Here is a 21909-nt window from a genome sequence, read left to right on the forward strand (position 1 = left end):
GGCTTGCCTCTCTACTCAGAGGCAGGCCGTTTTTGCATGCGCTCAGGGCAAGAGCGTTTCAGGGTAATCATACCATTTCAATTTCATCTTGCCGGAATCACTTAAATAGACGAGGACATTCACTTCAGCTAAGGCATCCTCGCTCAGTTTTTTATCGTGGTTCTTGGCGAAGGCTTTCCAGGCTTGCAGATCTTTTTTATACAAGACGGACTCCAGACCGTAGACATCTGATCCTTTTTTAATTCCCTTTAAATAAGTAGCTTTTACTTGTTCTTTTACTTGTGTCTCTGCGTTGCTCCGAATATATTCTGCAGATACGTTGCTCATCAGTTTCCTTGACGAACCCATTCAGATGAATCGTGATCTTGAAACGAGGGTCCCCTGCGGTGTGAGGAACAGGCACTACGTCCAATTTGACGTGCTGGATGCGGAGGGTGGCCATTACCTGTTTCTTTTGACGGATAATGAGACTGGCATACGTGGTGTGGGGGTTCATCCAGCGGAGCCCCAGCAAATCTGTGCTCTGAAAGAACCCCTGCCATTTTCCGCGATGAATGGTATGAATGCCTTCAATGACTGGACGTGTCAAAAATTTCTCGTTCTCCTTCAAGGAATGCTTGTATATCGTGACATTCGGTAAAATAACGGTATTGCTTGGCTCCCAGAAGGTGGAAGTGAATTTGTAGTACTGAATCGGTTCAATAAAGGATCGTTCTCGGAACAGGTCGTATGGCTCATGTAAAAGTGTCACTAAAGGGGAGAAGCCCACGATCGAATGATTGCCAAAAACCTTTTCGAGTGGTTCCCGTGTGCCGAACACCCACATGCTGTAGCGGAGCAGGCTAAATCGGTTCAAAACGTCAAAAGTGGGCAGAATCTCCTTCTTCAGCATGCGCTCGTGAAATACAAGCGATGATACAAAGCCGTAGAATTGGGGGACCTGCGAGTTTTTTTGGATATTGTCCAATGCATTTTGCAGCGTGTCCCCTCGTCCGATCGCGATAATTGCAGGAGCGTTTCCTGTTATACTTGTATTCTCCTGCTTGGCCACACTGCTTGGTGCGACGGCCTGTGCATAGACGACGTACTGGTTATCTACAAAATCAATTCCGATTGCAGACACATAGCGAAGGTTTTGGATGGCTTTCTCATCCCAGCAGCCACTCAGAATGGTCAATGATAGAAGCAGCGCGGTGTAGGCGATCATGGTACGCTTCATAATCACTCCTGTCCTTTCTGCTTGGGTGTTTTCGTTCGTTTAAACAGGCTGATCAAGGGATTAAACAAAGTGTTGGTTAACGTTAACATAAAGTTAGAAGCATTGTTCAGGACGTAGGATCTTCCCAGTGAAGTCAGTGTAGACAAATAGTAAACGATAATGAGGATGCTCATGATAAAGCCGAACATCCCTAAAATGGCGGCTAGGAAAAAGACAAGGAATCTCGCTACTGTGACTGCGCCGCTCAAGGACTGGTTGATCAAGGTAAATGAGGCCACGACAGTCAGCGAACCGATAAAGAGCATGGATGGTGAGGTGATGCCCGCTCGAATGGAGGCATCCCCGATGATGAGTGCTCCTACTAGAGCCAGTGTTTGACCCACTGTCTTTGGCAGCCGTGCACCTGCTTCGCGTAAAAATTCAAAGATGAACAGTATCCCAAACAACTCCATGGGAGCGGAGAAGGGTAAACCCATCCTACCCTGAGTGACGGTGGCCAGAAGTTGAAAGGGAAATTCTTCAATATTGTAGGCGGAAAGAGCAATCCAGAATCCAGGAAGAAAGATCGCTATCCAGATACCCCCGAGACGCAGGATGCGTTCAGACCAGACGTAAATAATGGGATATTGATCATCCTCTGGCGATTTGATTTGCTCCATCAAAGTCGTGGGGCCGATTAGAGCGACCGGTGAGCCGTCTACCAGAACAAGTACCTTTTTTTCCACAAGCATGTAAATGGCATAATCAGGGCGCCCTGTATAATCCAGCAGGGGGAACAGCGAAAACGATTGATCACTTAGCTTTTGTTCCAGAATGGCGCTGTTGATGATTTTTTTTTGTTCTGCATGCAAGAAGCCGTTGCCTCATCTTCTCAACTACATCAGGCGGCGCGCCATCTGTCATGTAAAGAAGCGCTACCTTGGTCCGCGAGCGTGTTCCCAACGTGAAGGATTCATAAGCAAGTGAGAGCGTGCGCATTCGCTTTCGGATCAGGGCAACATTGACGGAGAGGTCTTCCACAAAACCATCCCGCGGTCCCTTTATCGATACTTCTGTATTGGCTTCATCCGTATTGCGTTGCGGGCGATTGGAGATATCCCAGGCAAAGGGAGGAGCATCTCCAATAAACAAGAGAAGGTCACCGGCAAAAAGCCGTTCGATCCATATTAGGCGATTGTCCAAAAGCGGAAAAAGCGGCAGAGAACGCAGATCGCCCTTTTCCACAAACTGGTCGATTTGAGGAATGACCGTTTTTTGCATTTCTTTGGTGTCTGCCAGCCCTTCACAATACACAAGAAGTATTGGCTGATTTTCACTGGTGACCAATCGTAAAAAGGTTACGTCTGCACAGTGTGCAAAGGTTTCCTTCAGCTCGGCTTCACGATTCATGGCCGGTATCCCTCTTTCTGTTTCGGTTCTTCAGGGCAATTCCCGCGATGATCAGGGTAGAGAGCAGGACAATCACCATAAAGAGGGGATAGTACACTCTGGACAAAAAGGTCATGAATTGCATATCGCTAATGGGGAGGCTGGTGAATGCAATCATGCTTAAACCCAGAAATATCACCATGTACAAGCGGTTTTTGGGTGTGCGTAAGCCCATCATTTCGGTAATTAAAAATAGACAGATGGAGATGCGCATAAAAGAGCCGGAAAGCCACTGATAGATCGCAAAAAACTCCATGTTTTCGATATCTCTTCCAATCGACAGCAAACGCCATTGCTCGAAGGCCGGGTATCGTTGACGGGAGGATTCGATGGGGCCAAATTCAGCTATAGCACCTGTAAGAGGACTTAACGTTAGAATGACAACGATCAAGACAAGTGCAATGTAGTGACCAATCCGCAGCGGTTTGCGGATATGATGCTGCAAAAGCAGAAGGATGGCCAACTCGGTAAAGCCACCCCCGGCAAAGACCATCGCCTCCAATATCGGCTGGAAACCGTTTTGCATGATCGGCAGTAACAGACTGTAGTCCTTTTGGGAACATTGCCAAGCGCTACATAAAATCCCAGCAGGGAGACAAATGGCAATAAAATGCCTGAGGTAACACCCAAAGGGGCAATCCCACCGTTCGCCGCAATGACACAAAATATCACCAGCACGAGGGCAACGACCCACTCGGGCGTGCGCTGCAGATAGTTCACATTCGTCCAGGTTTGCGTGTCGATCAAATGAACGAGTGCCATCATGTACAGGCAAAAGAGAATGGGAATGATCAGCAGATTCCCGACAAACTTGTTGGTCGAACGCCTGATCCAGGTATACAAGGATTCTTGTTGGAGCTGCTTATTGATGAAATAAAGAATGCACACCCACCCCACAAAGGGAATAGCTGCAATCAGGATACTCAGCCACGCATCTCGCCCAGCTTTGCTTAACAGCAAGGGAATGACAGTAACGTGATTGGTGATGCCCACGGTTAGCATGATCATCATAATGGTTTGGCCGACGCCAATTTTTCCATCTACTTTCATGCGCTTTTGTCACCCAGCAATACTGGTAGTGGTGTTAGGATTTGCCTGTTGAATTGGAAATATGTATCACGGATAAAGGTTACTCTCCTTTCGAAAGTGTGGTATCCTACTGTGAAGGAGAAACGGAGTAAGGAGTGCAGCCTACGATGTATCAACTAGTGCGAAAATATCTCTTCCAGCAGGACCCGGAAGAGATTCATGAAAAGACGATTCACGCATTGAAGCTGGCGGAAGAATCCGCAGTGGGCAAGCGTCTGTTGAAAATGATGTACGGAATAAAAAACGAGCGTTTGGAAACACAACTGTGGGGATTGACCTTTCCTAATCCAGTCGGATTGGCTGCTGGTTTTGATAAAAATGCAGAAGTATACCATGCTTTGGCAGCGATGGGCTTTGGCTTTGTCGAGATTGGAACGGTGACGCCGCAAGGACAGCCGGGCAATCCAAAGCCGAGACTATTTCGTTTGTCCGAACATCAAGCCGTGATCAATCGCATGGGCTTTAACAACTACGGAGCCTACCTGGCTGGCAAGAACCTGATCGATTATGCCTATTCGGATGCTCCTATCGGAATCAACATAGGCAAGAATAAAACAACGCCGAACGAAGAGGCAGCCAGTGATTACAGCAAATGCCTGGACATGCTGTATTCCTACGGACATTATGTTGTGATCAATATCAGTTCGCCCAATACACCTAATCTGCGTGATCTGCAGGAAACCCAGAGCTTGCGGGTACTCATTCGCGCTGTTCGGGAAAAGGCTGCTGAGCTGGAAATGCGCGGGGCAAAGCAAAAGCCGATTCTCTTGAAGGTCGCGCCTGACATGTCGGACGAGCAGATGCATGATGTCATCCATGCGGCTGTCGAGGAAGGAATTTCTGGCATTATTGCAACCAACACCACCCTCTCCAGAGAAGCCGTCCAGAATCACCCTCGCGCAGAAGAAATGGGTGGATTGAGCGGCAAGCCATTGACCGAACGATCGACGGAATGGGTGCGGGAAATCTATCAGGAAGTAGGAGACAAGGTCCCTGTAGTTGGGGTTGGTGGAATCTTTACAGGCGAGGACGCATACCAAAAAATACGTGCTGGTGCAAGCCTTGTTCAGGTCTATACCGGAATGATCTACCAAGGTCCCGGGATCGCCAAGCAGATCAACAAAAAGCTGCTGGAACTGATGGCAAAGGACGGATTTAGCCACATTCGTGAAGCAGTAGGTGTAGACGCTCGAAAATAATGGTGCCGCAAACCGATGATGAATGCGATCATCGGTTTTGTTTCCCTTCTTTATCTTTTGAAGAGGGTAGGCGTATAATGAAGATGGACGAGTACGAATGCGTCCAACAACTTGATACGGTTGGCATTAGGTGCCTTTATGTGCAAACGCATAAAGGGTAACAGGGAATCGGGTGAAAGTCCCGAGCGGTCCCGCCACTGTAACCAGGGAGCTCTCTTTGAACGTATTCCACTCATCCACGTGATGGGGAAGGAGAAAGAGCGCTATGATCTGGAAGCCAGGAGACCTACCTAGCTGCCCCACCCAGATACCTTCGCGGAAAGGAGAGGTGAGTAAGGGACAATTCGACATGTCAAAAGGTCGATTGTTTTTTTGCACACAACCCATCCGTCAATCGGATGGGATTTTTTGGTTTTTGGAAAAGGAATACGGTGGAGGAGGAATGCGTGAATGAACGGGAAACGCTCAAGAATCATGTCTAGCGCTTTGCTGGTCGCTGGTTTTGTCTTGTACTTTCTGATGAATGAACCGCAGACTACGCATGCCATGCATATCATGGAAGGATTTTTGCCCATCCCCTGGGCGATATTTTGGTGGGTTGTCTTCTTGCCATTTTTTATTCTTGGTTTGCGTTCAATCAACAAGATCGTCAAGGACCATCCTCAGATGAAACTGCTTTTGGGAGTAGCCGGCGCGTTCGCTTTTGTTTTGTCTGCGCTGAAGATTCCCTCTGTCACGGGCAGCAGCTCGCACCCCACAGGAACAGGGCTGGGTGCTGTCCTGTTCGGTCCGTTGGCGATGTCTGTGCTGGGGAGCCTGGTATTGTTCTTCCAGGCATTGCTCCTGGCGCATGGTGGCCTGACAACACTAGGAGCCAATGCCGTTTCGATGGCAGTAGTGGGGCCTTTGGTCGCTTATGGCGTGTACCGTTTGATTACAGGTGCCAGCGGAGGGCAGCGGGTCGCGATCTTTGCCGCCGCATCCTTGGCGAATTTGTCTACCTATCTCGTAACGTCCTTGCAGCTGGCTCTTGCATTTCCGGCCGAAACAGGCGGCGTGCTTGCTTCGCTGGCCAAATTTGCTGGCATTTTCGCTGTGACGCAAATTCCTTTGGCGATCAGTGAAGGGCTGCTGACGGTTCTCGTCTGGAACTGGCTGCAGGCCTACAATGCCAAGGAATTGGTACAATTACGTCTGCTGAAACGGGAGGAATCTCTGTGAAAAAAGGCATGAATTGGCTGCTGCTCTTGGGAGTTGTCGTATTGGCGGTGGTACCGCTGCTGCTGGTGCAGGATTCAGAGTTTGGAGGAGCAGATGGAGCCGCAGAGGAAGCGATCACAGAAATCGCTCCTGCCTATGAGCCGTGGTTCCAGCCGCTTTTGGAGCCGCCGGGCGGGGAGACGGAGAGCTTGCTGTTTGCCGTTCAGGCTGCTGTCGGAGCAGGCGTGATCGGTTATGCTGTGGGCTTGTACAAAGGTCGGTTGGATAGACAGAAAAGATGAAATGGCAGCAGCTCGATACATTAGCCTATCAAAATCGGCTGCGCCATCTATCGCCGGAGCACAAGCTGTTGTTAGGTATCATTCTTCTAGTTCTCGTCATAGCTGGACATAGGCTCGTGCAGGTGTTGGTCTTTTTCTGGATGGGGTTGTGGGTGGTAGGTTACGCCCGCATCCCCATGCGTCATTATCTCCTGTTTTTGCTGTTGCCATTTAGCTTTTTTGCAGCTGGACTTCCCGCTCTGCTTATTGATGTCAGTCGTGCACCGGATCCCTTCGACGCTAGTGGATTCGTCTTATGGTGGCAGGCAGGAGGTTATCTCTTTACCGTCTCTGTGTCTTCGCTGCAGCGGGTACTGGATCTCTTTTGCCGGACAATGTCGAGTCTTGCGGTCTTTTCGTTTATTCTGTTTACCGTACCATTTTCCGAAATCCTGCAGGTGCTGCGCAAGGCGAGAGTGCCAGCATTGGTGATTGATTTGTTGATGGTCATGTACCGCTTCATCTTTGTTCTGCTGAGTCTCTCGATGCAGCTATGGGTGGCTCAGCGCTCGCGAGGCGGTCATCAGGGTTTTCGGGCTAGCTTGAAAGACGTGGGCCAATTGGCAGCACAGCTTTTTGCGCGTTCCATGCGCCACTATGAGCGGCTGTATCAGGGGATGGCCGCGAGAGGAATGACCGAACACTTTCAGGTGCAAGGCATCGTGACGCATAGCCGTTCTCGTCGCTATGAATGGGAGTCGTACCTAGGCTGTCTTGTACTGATACTGCTGGAGCTGTGGATAGGGGGATTGCGCTTGTGACGACGAATTTGCTGGAATTTAAAGATGTGCAGTACACCTATCCAGGAGGAAAAGCGCCTGTTTTGCGCGGCGTATCTCTGGGGATTCCGGAAGGGAAGAAGTGCGTCTTGCTTGGACGCAACGGCTGCGGAAAATCTACCTTGTTTCTGCACGGAAATGGTATTTTTCAACCCCAGCAAGGACAAGTTTTTTGGAGAGGACAGCCTTTTGTCTACAAGCGCTCTTTTTTGCAGGAGATGACGAAAAAAGTGGGCTTGGTATTTCAGGACCCGGAGCATCAGCTGATTGCAAGCACAGTATCGGAGGATGTTTCGTACGGTTTGTTCAATCAGAAGCTGGCTCCTGAGCTGGTTCGGGAAGAAGTACACCTGATTCTGGAGCGGTTTGGACTGCTGGCGATGGCAGATGTACCTATTCATCATCTGAGTCTGGGTCAAAAAAGACGTCTGGCTTTGGCTGGCGTCATGGTCCTGAAGCCGGAGCTCTTGCTGCTGGACGAACCTACTGCGTACCTGGACCGCTACCAAACGAAGAATCTGCTGCGTGAGCTGGATCAGATCCACGCCAACGGGACCACAGTGCTGATGGCTACTCATGATCTGGACGTTGCGTTTGAATGGGCGGAGTGGATGTGTGTCCTGGACGCGGGTCAGGCCGTTTTTCAGGGAGCGCCTGAGGAAGCGCTTGTGAAGCGGGACATGCTGGAGCGCCTGGATTTGGGCGTGCCGCTCATCGCGGAGGTGTGGGAGTCCTTGCCGCTTGACTTGAGAGAGAGCTGGGGAGGCGGAACACCCCGGTCGCTTGGCGAACTGAGAAAGCGCATTTTACAAAAAACTGTATGAGCGTCAACATTTTCTTAACATTTCCTTGATATGATTTCTATCAACAACACCATACACGACTGTAGTGGGTCGAGACGCGGAGAACGCCCTCATACAGCGACAGCATTTGGCAAGGCAGACCGACGGGTTCGGTTTGTTTTCTCTATGCTGCTGCTGGATGAGGGTATTTTTGCGTTCGGCTGGAGAGGAGCGAGCAAACCGTTTTGCTGGATACTGCTTTATTCGATGCGTATTTTTTTGATCTGGATGGAACGATTTTTCTCGGCGATCGGTTGCTTCCGGATGTAGAGGAGACGCTCGCGACTTTGCGCAAGAATCAGAAAAAGGTCATGTTCCTGACCAATACGACCGTTCAGACCAGAGAGGATTGTCTGCTGCGCCTGAGCAAGCTCGGCGTAGACGTGTTGCGGGAAGAGATCATGACTGCTGCCTATGCAGCCGCCTTGTATTTTCAAGAAAAAGCCAGTACAGCCCGCGTCCTCATCGTTGGTGAACCAGCGATGGAAAGAGAGATGATGGGCTTTCCAATAAAACTGGTGCAGGATCCAAAAGTAGCGACGCATGTACTGGTCGGCATGGACAGGACTTTTACCTATGAGAAATTGCGTCAGGCAGCGGATGCTGTGCGAGGTGGTGCACAGCTGATCGTAGCCAATCCGGATCCGGTCTGTCCCGTACAGGGTGGAGCGGTCCCGGATACCGGCTCCCTGGCAAGGGCCATCGAGACCGCGAGCGAAGCAAGCGTGTCGGACGTCATTGGAAAACCATCTCCGTATTACGCACAGAAGGTTTTTCAGCTTCTGGATGTCTTGCCCAAACGATGTCTGATGGTGGGAGATCGTTTGGAGACGGACATCCTGCTCGGCAAAAACAGCGGGATGAAGACAGCTTTGGTCCTTACCGGAGTGACGACCAAACGCGAGCTGGAAGCCAGCGAGATCGTCCCGGATTACATCCTTCCGACACTTGGGGCATTGCACTCAGGACAATCAGGAGAGGCGGGAAAACGATGAAAATGGGGAAGCAAGGGAAAAAGGTGATCTGGTCCCTGATGGTGGCGAGCGTGGTCGCAGGCAGTATGCCCGTCTACGCAGAGACGACGGTTGCAGCAGCGAAGTACGCAAAGGCGATTGGAGATGAGCAAGCTAGTACGCTGCGCATTACGGAAATTTTGTACGATGCAGAAGGTTCCGATGATGGCACGGAATTTGTGGAAATCAGCAATCTGGGAGAAGAGACACTCGATATCAGCGGTTACCTGATCGGCGATGAGGAGACCCGTGGCGGTAATGAAGGGATGTTCGCCTTTCCGGAAGGGACACTGCTTCCACCGGGAGCTTCGATCGTCATCGCCCAGTCGGCTATGATCAACAAGAGCAAGTACGGGTACACGCCTGATTATGAATTTCCTCCAGTCTCTCGTTACAACCCGGAGGATGATCCGGAAACGCCAAACCTCCTGCCTGCTGATTGGGCGACGGGAACGCTCATCCTGGCGAACGGCGGCGATGATCTGCTGCTGATGGATCGAGATGAAAATGTCATTGATTACGTGCCCTATATCAATGATACGCAATGGAATGGACAAACCGTCAAAGCAGCTACATCCGTAAAGGTGATTGGCCAATCGCTGCAAAGAGAGTATGTGACAGGTGACCCTTCCGCTGATTTCGTGCCCGGGACACCGTCTCCAGGAAGTATGCGCATATCTGACAGAGAACCAGAAGCTCCAGAGGATCCAAACAGCAAAAGCTTACTCATCACGGAAGTAGTAAACGATCCGCTTTTTGATGAGAGCACAGGTGAATTTATCGAAATCACCAATATATCGGAGAAAACGATTGATCTGAGTGGCTACCTGATCGGGGACGAGGAGACCCGGGGTGGTAATGAAGGGATGAACGAATTCCCGGAAGGCACAAAGATCGAGCCATACCAAACGATCGTGATTGCCCGCTACGCCGACGGGATTGTAGAAAGACACCAAACCACGCCAGATTTTGAGCTGTTCGATTCGATGGAGGAGGTTCCTGAGCTTCTCCCCAGCGATTGGGCAACAGGGAGCATCTATCTGGCGAATGGCGGAGACCATGTCATTTTGATGGATCCGGATAAAAATGTCGTGGACGCTATGACGTATGGTAGTGCAACTTTTCCCGAAGTGACGGCTCACCCGGGAGTGGCAGGCGGACACGCGATGGAACGGTTGACGGCAACCGATACCAACGACGCCTCCGTAGATTTTGTCGATCAGCCCAAGCCGAGTCCCGGCATGCTGTTGTTCGGTCCCGAAGCACACGAGGACAGAGTCCCTGTTTCGGATCTGAAGGAAAAGGTTCTGGTCGTGAATGAGCCCGAGACAGGAATCGTACTTCCGCCTACCGTGATCGGGGTGTACGACAAGAAAAGTGATTTGGAAGACATGCTGGATGAAGAAGTATCCTCTGTGTTTGTATCGTTGAAAAAATCTGGGAGGGACAGCGTCGTGACTCAGGACGGCACGAAGCTGGAAGACGTGCTGGAAAAACTTGAGGGCAAGGCCATCCCGGTTGTGCAAATCGAGGACAAGGACTTGGTAGCCAAAGTGGATCGACTGTTGCGCGAACGCGACCTCACCGATGTGCATATCGTCTCTTCTCGTCCACACATCTTGAAAGAGATGCGTGAAAAAAATAACGAGTACCGCGGTGCTCTGTTGGTCCAAGAAGGCAAGCTGAATGAAAAGAAACGAAAAGAAATCGTCCTGGAAGCCAGAAGCAGCAAGTCGCATGTCGTCGTTTTGCAACAAAGCGCTTTGTCTAAGGATGTGATCCGCTATTTTCGCCATCGCGGGTTGACCGTATGGGGGATGGATCGGAAAAATAAAAGTCAGGCAGAGGAAATGATCCCACAAGGCGTGGCGGGTATTCTCTCGGATTCGCCTGAGCAGGTTCACAAGGTGCTCGCAACGTATCCCGAGAACAGCATCACACAGCCTCCAATGGTTATGGCACATCGGGGAGTGCCTTCCTTAAAGCCCGAGAATACCATGTACGCCTTTGAAGAAGCGGTCAGACTCGGTGCAGATCTGATCGAGACAGATGTACACATGACAAAAGACGGCCATCTGGTCATTATCCACGATTTTGATTTGGAGCGCACCACAGACGGCACGGGCAAGGTGAAGGATTATACCTTGAAGGAATTGCGAGAGCTGAATGCAAACAAGCTCGATCCGAAGAATCCATCCTGGTATCAGCCGGATATTACGGATGCTGTCATACCCACACTCGATGAGTTGCTGGCATTTGCGAAGGGCAAGGCGGTTCTGCTGCTCGAAGCAAAAGGAATCGGATATGAAAAGGAAATGGCCGAGGTCATACAGGAGCATGACATGGTCGCAGACGTGATCGTGAGCAGCTTCAGCTCAGAAGTACTGGAGCGTTTCGCCAAAATCAATCCGGAGCTTGGATTGGGTTTTACCCTGAGCGGGACCAAGCCGGAAGAAAAGCTCGATCAGTATGCGGAGAAGGTGGTGACAGATGCTGTCCAGCTGAATGCCACCTACTTTATCAACCAAGAGATCGTGACGCCGGAGCTGGTTCGATACGCCAAACATCGCGGGATCATCCTGTCTGTTTATACGGTCAATGAAGAAGCGGACATGAAGCGAGTCACCGAATGGGGAATTGGCGGCATCATCACGGATTATGCGCAAAAGCTGCTCGATGCACCAAAGCAATAATCGAGAAACATTAACACAATCTACATGTTTGCTTAGTAAGAAATTGCTATATTGATGGCACAAATTGCAAGACGGCCAGGGGGGAAAGTCGTGGCAGAAGTGGAATTGCGGCGCATTTCCAAAATGTATGAGCAGCAAAAGGTAGTGAATGAAGTGAGTGCGGTGATCGAGCCGGGAGAGTTTTTCGTCCTGGTAGGTCCTTCTGGATGCGGCAAGTCAACGACGCTGCGCATGATCGCCGGACTTGAGGAGATCAGCGGAGGGGATCTGTTGATCGGCGGAAAGCAGATGAATCACACTCCGCCGAGCGGGCGAAATATCTCCATGGTTTTTCAAAACTACGCGCTTTATCCGCATTTGACAGTGAAAGAAAATATATTGTTTGGATTACAGGTTCGGAAAGTGAATAAGCAGGAGCAAATCAAACGCCTGAATCAGGTAGCAGAGATGCTGGGCATCGCTCATTTGCTCCAGAGAAAGCCCCGCGAATTGTCAGGAGGACAGAGGCAGCGTGTAGCACTTGGCAGGGCGATCGTCAGCCAGCATCCGATCTGCCTGATGGATGAACCGTTATCCAACCTGGATGCCAAGCTGCGTGGGCACATGAGGACCGAAATTCGTCGTTTGCAGCAGGAACTGGGAATTACGATGATCTACGTCACCCACGATCAGGTCGAGGCGATGACGATGGGGGACCGGATGATGGTGCTTCGCGATGGAGAGGTCCAACAGGTAGGAAGACCGCTCGATGTCTACAACCATCCTGCGAATCTGTTCGTCGCAGAATTTACGGGTGCCCCTCCGATGAACACGGTACAGGCCGTCTGGAGAAATAACGGAGATCGATCAGGAGTGGAGCTGACCGATCAAGGCAGCACGACGTTTTTGCCGCTCGGCTCATTCGCTGGCATCAAGGAAGGTGCTCACGTCGTGCTTGGGGTGAGGCCCGAAGCTTTGCAGCCCGTCGAGGAAGGACAGAAGGCCCCGGGAAGCGGCGCTCTGGCAATCAAGGTGCAAGGGGTTGAGATTTTAGGCTCCGAGACGATTGTCGAGTTTACCGTGAGCGGCAAGCTGTGGAAGGCAAAATGGAACGGGCAATGGACCTGCAAGCGTGGCGATATCCTGCATGTCGGCTTTCATGCCGAACAGGCGAGATTGTTTGACGGGAACACCGGGAAAAATTTGGCCAACGTGGCCGTACAAGAAAAGGGAGAGATACGGGAATGCGTACAGTAACCAAAAGTTTGTTTTCCGTCGTTATGAGCCTGGCTCTGATTACAGGCTGCTCAACCGGTAATTCTACAACCAGCAGCAATCAGACGAGCCCAGGCGGTCAAAACAACCAAACGGCTCCAGCAGCGGAGACGAAGCCCGCTGAAAAAACAGAGCTGTCCTTCTATTATCCGGTCGCAGTAGGTGGTCCTTTGACCAAGATCGTCGATGGGATGGCAGAAGAGTTCAACAAAGAAAACCCGAACATTACAGTAAAACCGGTTTATACGGGCAGCTACCAGGATACGACCACGAAGGTGCAGGCAGCCGTACAAGGGAAAACGCCGCCAGATGTAGCCGTTATGCTGTCCACTGAGCTCCACACCATGATGGATATGGATGCGATCATCCCCTTGGACGATTTGATTGCCAAGGATGGCGGCAGCGATTATATAAACGACTTCTTCCCTGGCTTCATGGCGAACTCCCAGGTAGACGGAAAAACGTACAGCATTCCGTTCCAACGAAGCACCATCGTCCTGTATTACAACAAGGAAGCATTCAAGGAAGTGGGTCTGGACCCGGAAAAACCGCCTGCGACTTGGGATGAGTTGGCCGAGTATGCCGCCAAGCTGAAAAAGGACGGACGCTGGGGTATCGAGATTCCATCCTCAGGCTTCACTTATTGGATGTACCAGGCACTGGCTCTGCAAAACGGAAAAAATCTGATGTCACAAGACGGAAAAGAAGTTTATTTCGACACACCTGAAAATGCAGAAGCGCTGCAATATTGGGTAGATTTGGCGAAAAAGCATCAAGCCATGCCTGAAGGCGTCATCGAATGGGCTACAGTTCCTTCCGATTTCTTGGAGGGAAAAACAGCGATGATGTTCCATACGACCGGAAACCTGACCAACGTAAAGAACAATGCGAAGTTTGATTTCGGCGTAGCCTTTTTACCAGCGAAAAAGAATTTCGGCAGCCCGACTGGTGGGGGTAACTTCTACATGTTCAAAGGAATAGACGCCAACAAGCAGGAAGCAGCTTGGAAGTTTATTCGTTTCATGACCGAGCCGAAGCGCGCAGCACAGTGGAGCATCGACACCGGCTATGTCGCGACGCGCAACTCCGCCTACGAAGAAGACATCATGAAGCAATACGTCAAAGATTTCCCTGCTGCAAAGGTAGCGCGCGACCAGCTGGAATACGGTCATGCCGAGTTTTCTACGCACAATAACGGGAAAGTCACGAAAGTTCTGAACGACAATTTGCAAGCCGTCATTACTGGGCAAGCAGAGCCTGCCGCAGCACTGAAAAAAGCGCAAGAAGAAGCGGACAAGATTTTGGCGCCATTCAACAAATAAAGTAGATTCAATCATGGTATAGGGGGGAGCGACTATGGAGGCACAACGCGCAAAATGGAAGGTGAACATGTACGCATGGTTGCTGCTCCTTCCCTCCCTCATCTTTCTGCTGCTGTTTACCTTCTATCCTGTACTGCAAACGATTATTCTCAGTTTTCATCAAGCGGATCTGGGTTCTCCAGAGCCGTTTTTTAACGGGGTAGACAATTACAAGCTCATGCTGGAAGATGACGTGTTTTGGAAGGTGCTCTCCAACAATATCTGGTTTGCTCTGGGGACGGTTCCGACCAGTACGGCGCTCGCGCTCGGGATGGCGCTGTTCGCCAACAAGGTATTGCGGGGGAAGGGGTTTGTCCGCACGGCGTACTTTTATCCGACGATCGTGCCGATGATTGCGGTAGCCAATATATGGCTGTTTATTTACACACCGGAGTACGGGGCGCTCAGTCACGTGATGGAATGGTTCGGAAAAGGAGATATGAATTGGCTCGGGGATCAGACGTATGTGATGTGGGCGATGATCTTCATGGTGATTTGGAAAGAAGCAGGCTATTTCATGATTTTTTATTTGGCCGGACTGCAAAACATATCGCAGGAGCTGTATGAATCTGCAGCTATGGAAGGGGCATCCTCCTGGACGGTTTTTCGGCGAGTGACGTTTCCGTTGCTCATGCCTACAACGATGTTTGTCAGCATCATCGCGTTCACCAATTCCTTCAAGCTGGTCGATCATTTGGTGATCATGACCAAGGGAGGACCGGACAACGCCAGCAATCTATTGCTGTATTACATTTACGAGACCGCTTTTTCGTTCTGGGATCAAGGAATGGCTTCGGCACTGACGATCGTGATGGTGGTGCTGCTGTTAGCCGTAGCTGCCATTCAGTTTTTTAGTCTGGATAAAAAGATTCACTACAACTAAGGAGGATGGCAGATGATCCGCAGAATCACAGGGGCTGGGATGTTTGGGCTGGCGGTGCTCTGGATGTTTCCTTTGCTCTGGGCGCTCTGGACATCCTTTCGGCCCAGGGAGCACGCGACATCCTGGTCGTTCAGTCTTGATTTTACTTTTGATAACTATGCGAAAGTGTGGGACGCGGCCCCTTTTGCCCAGTATTATCTCAATACCTTTCTGATCGTCATCGGCGTGTTGATGGCGCAGATCATTACAGCGACCCTCGCTGCATACGCTTTTGCCAAGCTGCGTTTTTGGGGGCGGGACGTGCTGTTCATTCTGTTTTTGGTGCAGATCATGGTACCGGCTGACATCCTGATTTTTCCCAATTACAACGTTTTGCGCGATTTGTCCCTGCTCGATACGAAAATCGGAATCATGCTGCCGTACTTTGCTTCTGCATTCGGAGTCTTCTTGCTGCGTCAAACCTTCAAGACGATTCCGCACGAGTTGGAAGAAGCAGCGCGCATGGAAGGCTGCAACTGGTTTCAAATTTTATGGCGTGTATACGTTCCTTTGGCACGGCCGACTTACATCGCCTTTGGCTTGGTATCCGTCAGCTATCACTGGAACAATTTTATGTGGCCGCTGATCATCACCAATTCGGTGGAAAATCGCCCACTGACGGTAGGTTTGGCCATTTTTGCCCAATCATTTGAGACGGGAGCGCAATGGGCGGAGGTCAGCGCGGCTACGATGATGGTCATCTTCCCGTTGCTGCTGGCATTTCTCATGTTCCAGCGTCAATTCATCAACAGCTTCATTCATTCCGGTGGGAAATAAGAGGGGGATTGAAGGATGAAAGACAGAGGTTCTTTTTCCATATCCAGCTATGCCTTGATCCATCAACCGCTACGTGAGGCCATCGTTCAGCTAGTGGACGATGGCTGGACATCCATCGAGATCATGTGTGAGGAGAAGCATGTGGATCTATTGAGATGGTCGGGAAATCAACTGGAGGGGCTCAAGCAAATCGGCAAGGAGAAACCGATTACCTGGTCGATCCACGCACCGATCAGCGGATGCAATTTGGCAGCAGAAGCTGGAGCATATCGGGATCAGACGATTGATACAATGAAAAGATGTCTTGAGATCGCGAATGTTCTGGACTGCACACATGTCGTGATGCATGCGGGCGAGATTCAGGATCGACTGGAGCCCGACAGTCGCGCCCGCGGAGTGGAGCATGCCAGTCAGACAATCCGTGCGTTGATCCCTGAGCTGATTCGAGGGAGAACCATACTGACGATAGAAAATGTTCCCCCTTATCCGAAGGTGCTGGGATGGAACGTCGAGGATTTGTTGGCAATCTGCAAACAGGCTGCCTCTCCGCATGTGGGGATCGTGTACGACGTGGGGCATGCCCACTTGATCCGACCTGGTTATACCGAGGAAGCCTTGGAGCAAGTGCTTCCTTATTTGGCAGCACTCCATCTCAGCGACAATTTCGGGCAAGCGGACGACCACCTGGCAGTCGGAGACGGAACGATTTCATTTGCGCCGATTTTGTCACTCTTACAGGATAAGCGGTTCGCTGGAAGCTGGGTAGTGGAAACGAAGCAGCTCGCTTGTGCCCATACGAGCGTTGAACGATTGATCAGGCAACTGCAATGAACGGGGGACACTAGGGATGGACATGCGAACGATAGTAAAGAAAAATCCGATCATTGCTGCGACGGAGCTGGATCGGTTGGGTGAAGCCATTGAATCTCCAGCCTGCGCGATTCTTTTGATGTATAGCAAGCTGACACGGCTCATGGAGGAGGAGCAGCGTATTCGGGACTCGTCCAAACCCATATTTTTGCATACGGACCTTATGAACGGTTTGTCCAATGACAAGGAGGCGTTTCGTTTCCTGTCCACGTATATCAAACCGACCGGCATCGTGACTACCAAAGGCCCTATGATTCGCGCCGCAAAAAAAGAGGGGATGCTGACGATTCAGCGTGTCTTTTTGATTGATACGACTTCTCTGACGTCTACTATCAAAAACGTACTGGAAAATCAGCCGGATGCGATCGAAATCATGCCGGGCATTGCTCCGTCTATCGTTCCTGTCTTCAAGGAGCAGCTGAAACAGCCGATCATTCTGGGTGGTCTGATTTGGAATCAGGAGCAGGTCCTGCAAGCCTTGGAGTATGGTGCGGATGCCGTTTCTTTAAGCAGGCCGGAATTGTGGAATCATATCGATCAAGGCAGTTGATACGTTTGATGGCAAGGGGGAAGGAATCATGGCTACGCTGGGTACGACACGCACGCTGACAGTGCTGCAAACAAGTGATGTACACGGGAGCATTTATCCCTTTTCGTATGCCGATCATGCGCCACGGGAGATCGGGATCGCCAAGCTCGCCTCCTTGATCAAAAAGGAGCGGGAAAAGTCCGAGCATCTGCTTCTCATCGACAGTGGAGACTTGATTCAGGGTACGCCTTTGGCCTACCATCATGCCAGGATATGTCCCGAAAAGCCCAATCCGATGATTCGCTGCCTGAACCAGCTTGGCTACGACGCGGCTGTACTAGGCAACCACGAATTCAATTACGGCATGCCTTTTTTGCAAAAAGCAATAGCGGAAAGCCGGTTTTCCTGGTTCTCGGCCAATCTGACGGATAGTACAGGAAATCCGTTTTTCGGTGATGCTTACTGGATCAAGCATTTTCCATCTGGATTAAAGGTGGGAGTCCTGGGGTTAACTACTGCCTACATTCCAAACTGGGAGCACCCAGAGCACATAGCAGGCATTTGTTTTCATGATCCGGTACAGACGGCTCGGAAGTGGGTTCCTGTCTTGCGCGAGCAGGAGAAGGTCGACATCGTCGTGGTTGCGTATCATGGAGGTCTGGAAAAGGATGAGAAGACAGGGGAAGCGACAGAAGCATTGACGAAAGAAAATCAAGGCTACGAGCTTTGCGAAGCGGTAGAAGGGATCGATGTGCTTCTCACGGGGCACCAGCACCGCAAGCTTGCGGCTACTATTTGCGGAGTGAGCGTGGTACAGCCAGGTCATGAAGGAAGAGCGCTTGGAAAAGTGATGCTTACTCTGCAAGCTTGCGAAACGGGCTGGGAGGTTGTCGACAAGCAAGCTCAGCTGGTATCTGTGGAGGGGGTGGAGCCTGATCCTGACATCATCGAGTTGGCGGCAGAGTATGAAGGGCAGACGCAGATGTGGCTGGATCAGCCGATCGGATATATCGAGGGAGATATGCGGATCGTGGACTCGATGGCAGTGAGGCTGAAGGAGCATCCTTTTATTGAATGGATCAACCGGGTGCAGATGGAGGTCTCCGGTGCCGCGATCTCGAATACTGCTCTGTTTGACAATGCTTCTGCCGGCTTGCCGGAATCAGTGACGATGCGCGATATCGTCAGTAATTACATCTATCCCAATACGCTGAAGGTGTTGCGGGTGACGGGACAGGACATCAAGGATGCGCTGGAGCAGTCCGCAGCATATTTTGCACTGGACGAAAACGGTCAAATCGTCGTCAGTCCCGACTTCCTCTATCCAAAACCGCAGCATTACAACTATGATATGTGGGAAGGAATCTGCTATCAGATCCATGTGGCAAAGCCAATTGGTCATCGGATCGTCGGCTTGACCTATGATGGAATGCCGCTGGATAGGGAGGCGAAATACGAGGTAGTTATGAATCATTACCGTGCTGGCGGGGGCGGGAATTACGCCATGTTTCAGGGGAAACCGGTAGTCAGAGAAATCACGACGGAGGTCGCTGAGCTGTTGGCCGCGTATATGCTGGAACACGGCGCTCTTCAAGCGAAGGTGAATCACAACTGGTCGGTGGTCATCGAATAGGACCCATAACGGGCTCAGGCTGTCGAGAAAGTCGACAGCTATTTTTGTTGCATGTTCGCATTCTGTTCGCATATAATACAGAACAAACGTTCTTGTTTGGAGGCGAACAACGTGGTCAAGGAATTACATCGTGCAATGGCGCAGAATCAGCATATTCAGATCATTTACTTGGGCAGTCAGGGGCAGACGACTATGCGCACACTGCGACCATTGGAGATTGTGGATGGTCGACTGAAAGCTTACTGTCTGACCCGCAAGGCGCCGCGTGTTTTTGTCATAGATCGGATTCTTGCCGTTGAGCCGGTGGTGATCCGACATGCTATGTGACATCGAGCGAAAGGTACTCCGTGTGATCGCCAACTACTCCGCAGGCAGGCGCAGGACACCGACAATCGACGAGCTTTGTGTCAAAACAGGACGTAACCGTGGTGGCATCATGATGGTACTGGAAGTGCTGGCGAAAGAGAAATACATCGATTGGCAACGATCGCAGCCGGATCATCTGGTTGTCCTAGAGGCGTGGGAGAGAAAGGGGCCGGGGAAATGACAACAAACCATGCAAAGGTTTTAGCTGCAAATCGATGGGGAGGGCCTCTACCGCAGAGGCTATGCCTCGAGAAAATGGAGAATGAAAAGCTGGTGCAACAGCCGGTCATCGAAAAATCCGATATGGAAGCCTTTCACTACATGATTCGCGATGCTGGACGGGAAGATTACGGACTTTCCGTTGTGTGGTGGAAACCGGTAAAAGGCAATCTGGGGATGGTATGCAGCATGTGGGGCGCTGTGAAATGGATCGATGCCCGCGAACTGCGCGTAAAAATGGTGAATGACGCAGAGAGCAAGTGGATAGCTTTGGATCGGATTATGGATGTGAAAGGCTATCAAGAATAGATATACTGCTGTCATGATTCTCGTATATCACTTGTTGTCGATTTCTCTCCTTTCATGTCGATAAATATGATATGGTAGACTTGTAAATTTTGGGGGCGGGGAGAGTATAGACTAGATGAAAATGAGTGTGAAATGGAAGCTGATCTTTTTTGTTTGTCTGCTTTTTTTCGTAGGCACAAGCATTGTAGGCTTCTACGCGGTCATGATGACAAAAACAGAAGTCATTCAAGCAGCGCGTCAAAAGCTGCTAAGCGATCTTGCGATGGGCAAAGCGCTATTGAATGAGCGATATGCAGGGGATTGGGAGATACGGGAGGGCAAGCTGTACAAGGGAAACAACGTCATGAATGACAATTATGCCATCGTGGAGGAAATCGGGGCGCTCACCGGCGATACCGTGACTATTTTTCTTGGTAATACCCGTATTGCGACGAATGTCAAGAAGGAGGATGGCTCAAGGGCAGTGGGCACAACAGTAGCACCCGCTGTTGAGGAAGCCGTTCTCAAAGAAGGGATCACCTACCTGGGCGAAGCTGAGGTGGTGGGCACGATCAATCAAACGGCTTATGAACCCATTCAAAACCAAGCTGGTGAAGTTATCGGGATTTGGTATGTAGGTGTTCCGAATACGCCATATGAGGCGCTGGTGACATCCATGCAAAACAAATTGTTCTTTTTTATGGGCATTGAATTGCTGATCACGATCGCGCTCATTTGGTTCATGGCATCCCGAAGCATACGGCCGTTGCTTGACGTAAAACTGGCAACACAGCGTATTGCAGAGGGGAATTTAAGTATTACTAAACAGAAAATTCGTTCAAAGGATGAAATCGGGCAACTCGGCCATTCCGTTCATTTGATGACCCAACAGCTGCGGGAGATCATTTTGAAAATGAGCAAAACGTCGGAAGTGATGGCGGCTTCATCCCTGGAACTGTCCAGAAATATGGAGGTAAGCGTCAGAACAACGGAGCAGATTGCGCATTCATCACAACGCGTTGCGGCTGGCGCAGAAGAACAAGTCAACCACATTGAAGAAGCGGCAGTCGCAGTTCGCCAGACAGCGGCTGGCGTGAAAACAATCGTAGAGAACACAGATGAAATGACGGAGATGGTGGAGTCGGCATTAGACTTGTCCGAGCATGGATCTGCGATGGTATATCGCATAAAGAGCCAAATGACCGAGATTCATCGAGCGTCAGAACAGACTGCATCGATTGTCAACATTCTGGGAGAGCGATCGCAGGAGATCAGTCACATTGTTCAGATCATTTCCCAGATTGCCAATCAGACCAATCTGCTTGCTTTGAATGCGGCCATTGAAGCAGCACGAGTCGGAGAGATGGGACGTGGTTTCGCAGTTGTGGCGGATGAGGTACGCAAATTGGCCGAGCAGTCGGATCATGCGGCTGTTCAGGTGGCTGCGCTGATCCAAAACGTCCTGGATGACATTGATCAAGCATGCTCTTCTATGAAGGTGGGTGAAAGTAAGGTAGAAGAAGGGCTGAAGCAGGTTGAGGAAGTAAATGAAGCCTTCGGAGTAATTAACGGTTCAGTCTTAAGGGTAAGGGAGAAAGTACAGGAGGTTAGCAAGTCCATTGCTTATATCTCAGGAGAAACCACTCAGATCGAATCGGCAATGGAGACCATCAGTCAGGCAGCGGATGAAATTGCACATGCAATCGAGCAAAACTCAACGGCAAACGAAGAGCAGTCAGAGATGATGAATGAGATTGTTGCATTCAGCCAATCACTTGCCGAGCTGGCTGAGGAAATGAAAATGCTCGTCAATCGGTTTACATTATAAGTTGGATACATGGACTTCAAGCTCGATTGAAATCGTGTGCACTGGAGGAGACAATATTG

General features: G+C 50.5%; 22 protein-coding genes, 1 pseudogene and 1 riboswitch. Of the genes and pseudogenes, 18 read left to right on the top strand and 5 right to left on the bottom strand.

The genetic code is table 11. The features are described 5' to 3' along the window. Positions 1-42: 42 nt before the first annotated feature. The 5 genes and pseudogenes from JZI27_RS04295 to JZI27_RS04315 all read right to left on the bottom strand — a co-directional run bounded on the left by JZI27_RS04295 (position 43) and on the right by JZI27_RS04315 (position 3697). Positions 43-348 carry a Ger(x)C family spore germination C-terminal domain-containing protein gene (locus tag JZI27_RS04295; RefSeq protein WP_348521353.1) on the bottom strand — a complete coding sequence of 102 codons (306 nt, stop codon included), beginning with the start codon at positions 346-348 and terminating at the stop codon, positions 43-45. After that, entirely contained in the window at positions 239-1219 is a 981-nt protein-coding gene (locus JZI27_RS04300; RefSeq protein WP_280206885.1) for a Ger(x)C family spore germination protein, read from the bottom strand. Before JZI27_RS04300 ends, JZI27_RS04295 begins: the two co-directional genes overlap by 110 nt. 2 nt (positions 1220-1221) lie before the next feature. Continuing rightward, entirely contained in the window at positions 1222-2070 is an 849-nt protein-coding gene (locus JZI27_RS04305; RefSeq protein ID WP_280206886.1) for a spore germination protein, read from the bottom strand. Beyond that, positions 2012-2608: a spore germination protein gene (locus JZI27_RS04310; protein WP_280206887.1), complete on the bottom strand. Its 597-nt coding sequence runs from the start codon at positions 2606-2608 to the stop codon at positions 2012-2014. Before JZI27_RS04310 ends, JZI27_RS04305 begins: the two co-directional genes overlap by 59 nt. Further along, positions 2598-3697: pseudogene (locus JZI27_RS04315) on the bottom strand (GerAB/ArcD/ProY family transporter). Before JZI27_RS04315 ends, JZI27_RS04310 begins: the two are co-directional and overlap by 11 nt. Before the next feature lie 146 nt (positions 3698-3843). Between JZI27_RS04315 and JZI27_RS04320 the strand changes: the two are divergent. The 18 genes from JZI27_RS04320 to JZI27_RS04405 all read left to right on the top strand — a co-directional run bounded on the left by JZI27_RS04320 (position 3844) and on the right by JZI27_RS04405 (position 21850). Continuing rightward, positions 3844-4935, top strand: coding sequence for a quinone-dependent dihydroorotate dehydrogenase (locus tag JZI27_RS04320; protein WP_122908805.1), 1092 nt, complete (start codon positions 3844-3846; stop codon positions 4933-4935). A 111-nt stretch (positions 4936-5046) separates the two neighbouring features. Beyond that, positions 5047-5243: riboswitch (cobalamin riboswitch) on the top strand. Positions 5244-5385: 142 nt separating this feature from the next. Further along, positions 5386-6156 (top strand): energy-coupling factor ABC transporter permease, encoded by a 771-nt coding sequence (locus JZI27_RS04325; RefSeq protein ID WP_280206888.1) that lies wholly within the window; start codon positions 5386-5388, stop codon positions 6154-6156. Continuing rightward, positions 6153-6437 carry an energy-coupling factor ABC transporter substrate-binding protein gene (locus tag JZI27_RS04330; RefSeq protein ID WP_251243365.1) on the top strand — a complete coding sequence of 95 codons (285 nt, stop codon included), beginning with the start codon at positions 6153-6155 and terminating at the stop codon, positions 6435-6437. Before JZI27_RS04325 ends, JZI27_RS04330 begins: the two co-directional genes overlap by 4 nt. Further along, a complete protein-coding gene (cbiQ, locus tag JZI27_RS04335) occupies positions 6434-7237 on the top strand; it encodes a cobalt ECF transporter T component CbiQ (protein ID WP_280206889.1) in 804 nt (267 codons plus the stop codon). The genes JZI27_RS04330 and cbiQ overlap by 4 nt, the downstream gene beginning before the upstream one ends. Continuing rightward, positions 7234-8079 (top strand): energy-coupling factor ABC transporter ATP-binding protein, encoded by an 846-nt coding sequence (locus tag JZI27_RS04340; RefSeq protein ID WP_122908809.1) that lies wholly within the window; start codon positions 7234-7236, stop codon positions 8077-8079. The genes cbiQ and JZI27_RS04340 overlap by 4 nt, the downstream gene beginning before the upstream one ends. 203 nt (positions 8080-8282) lie before the next feature. Then, positions 8283-9092, top strand: coding sequence for an HAD-IIA family hydrolase (locus JZI27_RS04345; RefSeq protein WP_122908810.1), 810 nt, complete (start codon positions 8283-8285; stop codon positions 9090-9092). After that, complete coding sequence (locus JZI27_RS04350) at positions 9089-11803, top strand: glycerophosphodiester phosphodiesterase family protein (RefSeq protein ID WP_122908811.1); 2715 nt, start codon at positions 9089-9091, stop codon at positions 11801-11803. The genes JZI27_RS04345 and JZI27_RS04350 overlap by 4 nt, the downstream gene beginning before the upstream one ends. Positions 11804-11893: 90 nt before the next feature. After that, on the top strand, positions 11894-13039 hold the full coding sequence (locus JZI27_RS04355) for an ABC transporter ATP-binding protein (protein WP_122908812.1): 1146 nt from the start codon (positions 11894-11896) through the stop codon (positions 13037-13039). After that, the gene (locus JZI27_RS04360) at positions 13027-14379 is read left to right on the top strand and encodes an ABC transporter substrate-binding protein (RefSeq protein ID WP_122908813.1); all 1353 of its coding nucleotides are present in this window, start codon (positions 13027-13029) and stop codon (positions 14377-14379) included. The genes JZI27_RS04355 and JZI27_RS04360 overlap by 13 nt, the downstream gene beginning before the upstream one ends. 34 nt (positions 14380-14413) lie before the next feature. Beyond that, on the top strand, positions 14414-15301 hold the full coding sequence (locus JZI27_RS04365; protein WP_122908814.1) for a carbohydrate ABC transporter permease: 888 nt from the start codon (positions 14414-14416) through the stop codon (positions 15299-15301). A gap of 12 nt (positions 15302-15313) precedes the next feature. Continuing rightward, positions 15314-16117, top strand: coding sequence for a carbohydrate ABC transporter permease (locus JZI27_RS04370; RefSeq protein ID WP_122908815.1), 804 nt, complete (start codon positions 15314-15316; stop codon positions 16115-16117). A gap of 15 nt (positions 16118-16132) precedes the next feature. Further along, entirely contained in the window at positions 16133-16948 is an 816-nt protein-coding gene (locus JZI27_RS04375) for a sugar phosphate isomerase/epimerase family protein (RefSeq protein ID WP_122908816.1), read from the top strand. Positions 16949-16964: 16 nt separating this feature from the next. Further along, positions 16965-17537 carry a glycerol-3-phosphate responsive antiterminator gene (locus tag JZI27_RS04380; protein WP_122908817.1) on the top strand — a complete coding sequence of 191 codons (573 nt, stop codon included), beginning with the start codon at positions 16965-16967 and terminating at the stop codon, positions 17535-17537. 28 nt (positions 17538-17565) lie between these two features. Beyond that, positions 17566-19149, top strand: coding sequence for a bifunctional metallophosphatase/5'-nucleotidase (locus JZI27_RS04385; RefSeq protein WP_122908818.1), 1584 nt, complete (start codon positions 17566-17568; stop codon positions 19147-19149). A gap of 111 nt (positions 19150-19260) precedes the next feature. Then, on the top strand, positions 19261-19476 hold the full coding sequence (locus JZI27_RS04390; protein ID WP_122908819.1) for a WYL domain-containing protein: 216 nt from the start codon (positions 19261-19263) through the stop codon (positions 19474-19476). Further along, on the top strand, positions 19466-19696 hold the full coding sequence (locus tag JZI27_RS04395; RefSeq protein WP_280206890.1) for a LexA family transcriptional regulator: 231 nt from the start codon (positions 19466-19468) through the stop codon (positions 19694-19696). The genes JZI27_RS04390 and JZI27_RS04395 overlap by 11 nt, the downstream gene beginning before the upstream one ends. Continuing rightward, complete coding sequence (locus JZI27_RS04400; RefSeq protein WP_280206891.1) at positions 19693-20043, top strand: YolD-like family protein; 351 nt, start codon at positions 19693-19695, stop codon at positions 20041-20043. The genes JZI27_RS04395 and JZI27_RS04400 overlap by 4 nt, the downstream gene beginning before the upstream one ends. A gap of 115 nt (positions 20044-20158) precedes the next feature. Then, the gene (locus JZI27_RS04405) at positions 20159-21850 is read left to right on the top strand and encodes a methyl-accepting chemotaxis protein (RefSeq protein ID WP_280206892.1); all 1692 of its coding nucleotides are present in this window, start codon (positions 20159-20161) and stop codon (positions 21848-21850) included. Positions 21851-21909: the final 59 nt, after the last annotated feature.

It is taken from the genome of Brevibacillus sp. AY1, assembly GCF_029870785.1.
Taxonomy (GTDB): Bacteria; Bacillota; Bacilli; order Brevibacillales; family Brevibacillaceae; genus Brevibacillus; species Brevibacillus invocatus.

What these genes read in the sequence shown, in the direction of transcription:
- JZI27_RS04395 (WP_280206890.1), top strand. Translation starts at nt 19,466, where the DNA reads ATGCTATGTGACATCGAGCGAAAGGTACTCCGTGTGATCGCCAACTAC.
- JZI27_RS04300 (WP_280206885.1), bottom strand. Translation starts at nt 1,219, where the DNA reads ATGAAGCGTACCATGATCGCCTACACCGCGCTGCTTCTATCATTGACC.
- JZI27_RS04400 (WP_280206891.1), top strand. Translation starts at nt 19,693, where the DNA reads ATGACAACAAACCATGCAAAGGTTTTAGCTGCAAATCGATGGGGAGGG.
- JZI27_RS04405 (WP_280206892.1), top strand. Translation starts at nt 20,159, where the DNA reads ATGAAAATGAGTGTGAAATGGAAGCTGATCTTTTTTGTTTGTCTGCTT.
- JZI27_RS04375 (WP_122908816.1), top strand. Translation starts at nt 16,133, where the DNA reads ATGAAAGACAGAGGTTCTTTTTCCATATCCAGCTATGCCTTGATCCAT.
- JZI27_RS04380 (WP_122908817.1), top strand. Translation starts at nt 16,965, where the DNA reads ATGGACATGCGAACGATAGTAAAGAAAAATCCGATCATTGCTGCGACG.
- JZI27_RS04385 (WP_122908818.1), top strand. Translation starts at nt 17,566, where the DNA reads ATGGCTACGCTGGGTACGACACGCACGCTGACAGTGCTGCAAACAAGT.
- JZI27_RS04370 (WP_122908815.1), top strand. Translation starts at nt 15,314, where the DNA reads ATGATCCGCAGAATCACAGGGGCTGGGATGTTTGGGCTGGCGGTGCTC.
- JZI27_RS04310 (WP_280206887.1), bottom strand. Translation starts at nt 2,608, where the DNA reads ATGAATCGTGAAGCCGAGCTGAAGGAAACCTTTGCACACTGTGCAGAC.
- JZI27_RS04295 (WP_348521353.1), bottom strand. Translation starts at nt 348, where the DNA reads ATGGGTTCGTCAAGGAAACTGATGAGCAACGTATCTGCAGAATATATT.
- JZI27_RS04350 (WP_122908811.1), top strand. Translation starts at nt 9,089, where the DNA reads ATGAAAATGGGGAAGCAAGGGAAAAAGGTGATCTGGTCCCTGATGGTG.
- JZI27_RS04365 (WP_122908814.1), top strand. Translation starts at nt 14,414, where the DNA reads ATGGAGGCACAACGCGCAAAATGGAAGGTGAACATGTACGCATGGTTG.
- JZI27_RS04360 (WP_122908813.1), top strand. Translation starts at nt 13,027, where the DNA reads ATGCGTACAGTAACCAAAAGTTTGTTTTCCGTCGTTATGAGCCTGGCT.
- cbiQ (WP_280206889.1), top strand. Translation starts at nt 6,434, where the DNA reads ATGAAATGGCAGCAGCTCGATACATTAGCCTATCAAAATCGGCTGCGC.
- JZI27_RS04325 (WP_280206888.1), top strand. Translation starts at nt 5,386, where the DNA reads ATGAACGGGAAACGCTCAAGAATCATGTCTAGCGCTTTGCTGGTCGCT.
- JZI27_RS04320 (WP_122908805.1), top strand. Translation starts at nt 3,844, where the DNA reads ATGTATCAACTAGTGCGAAAATATCTCTTCCAGCAGGACCCGGAAGAG.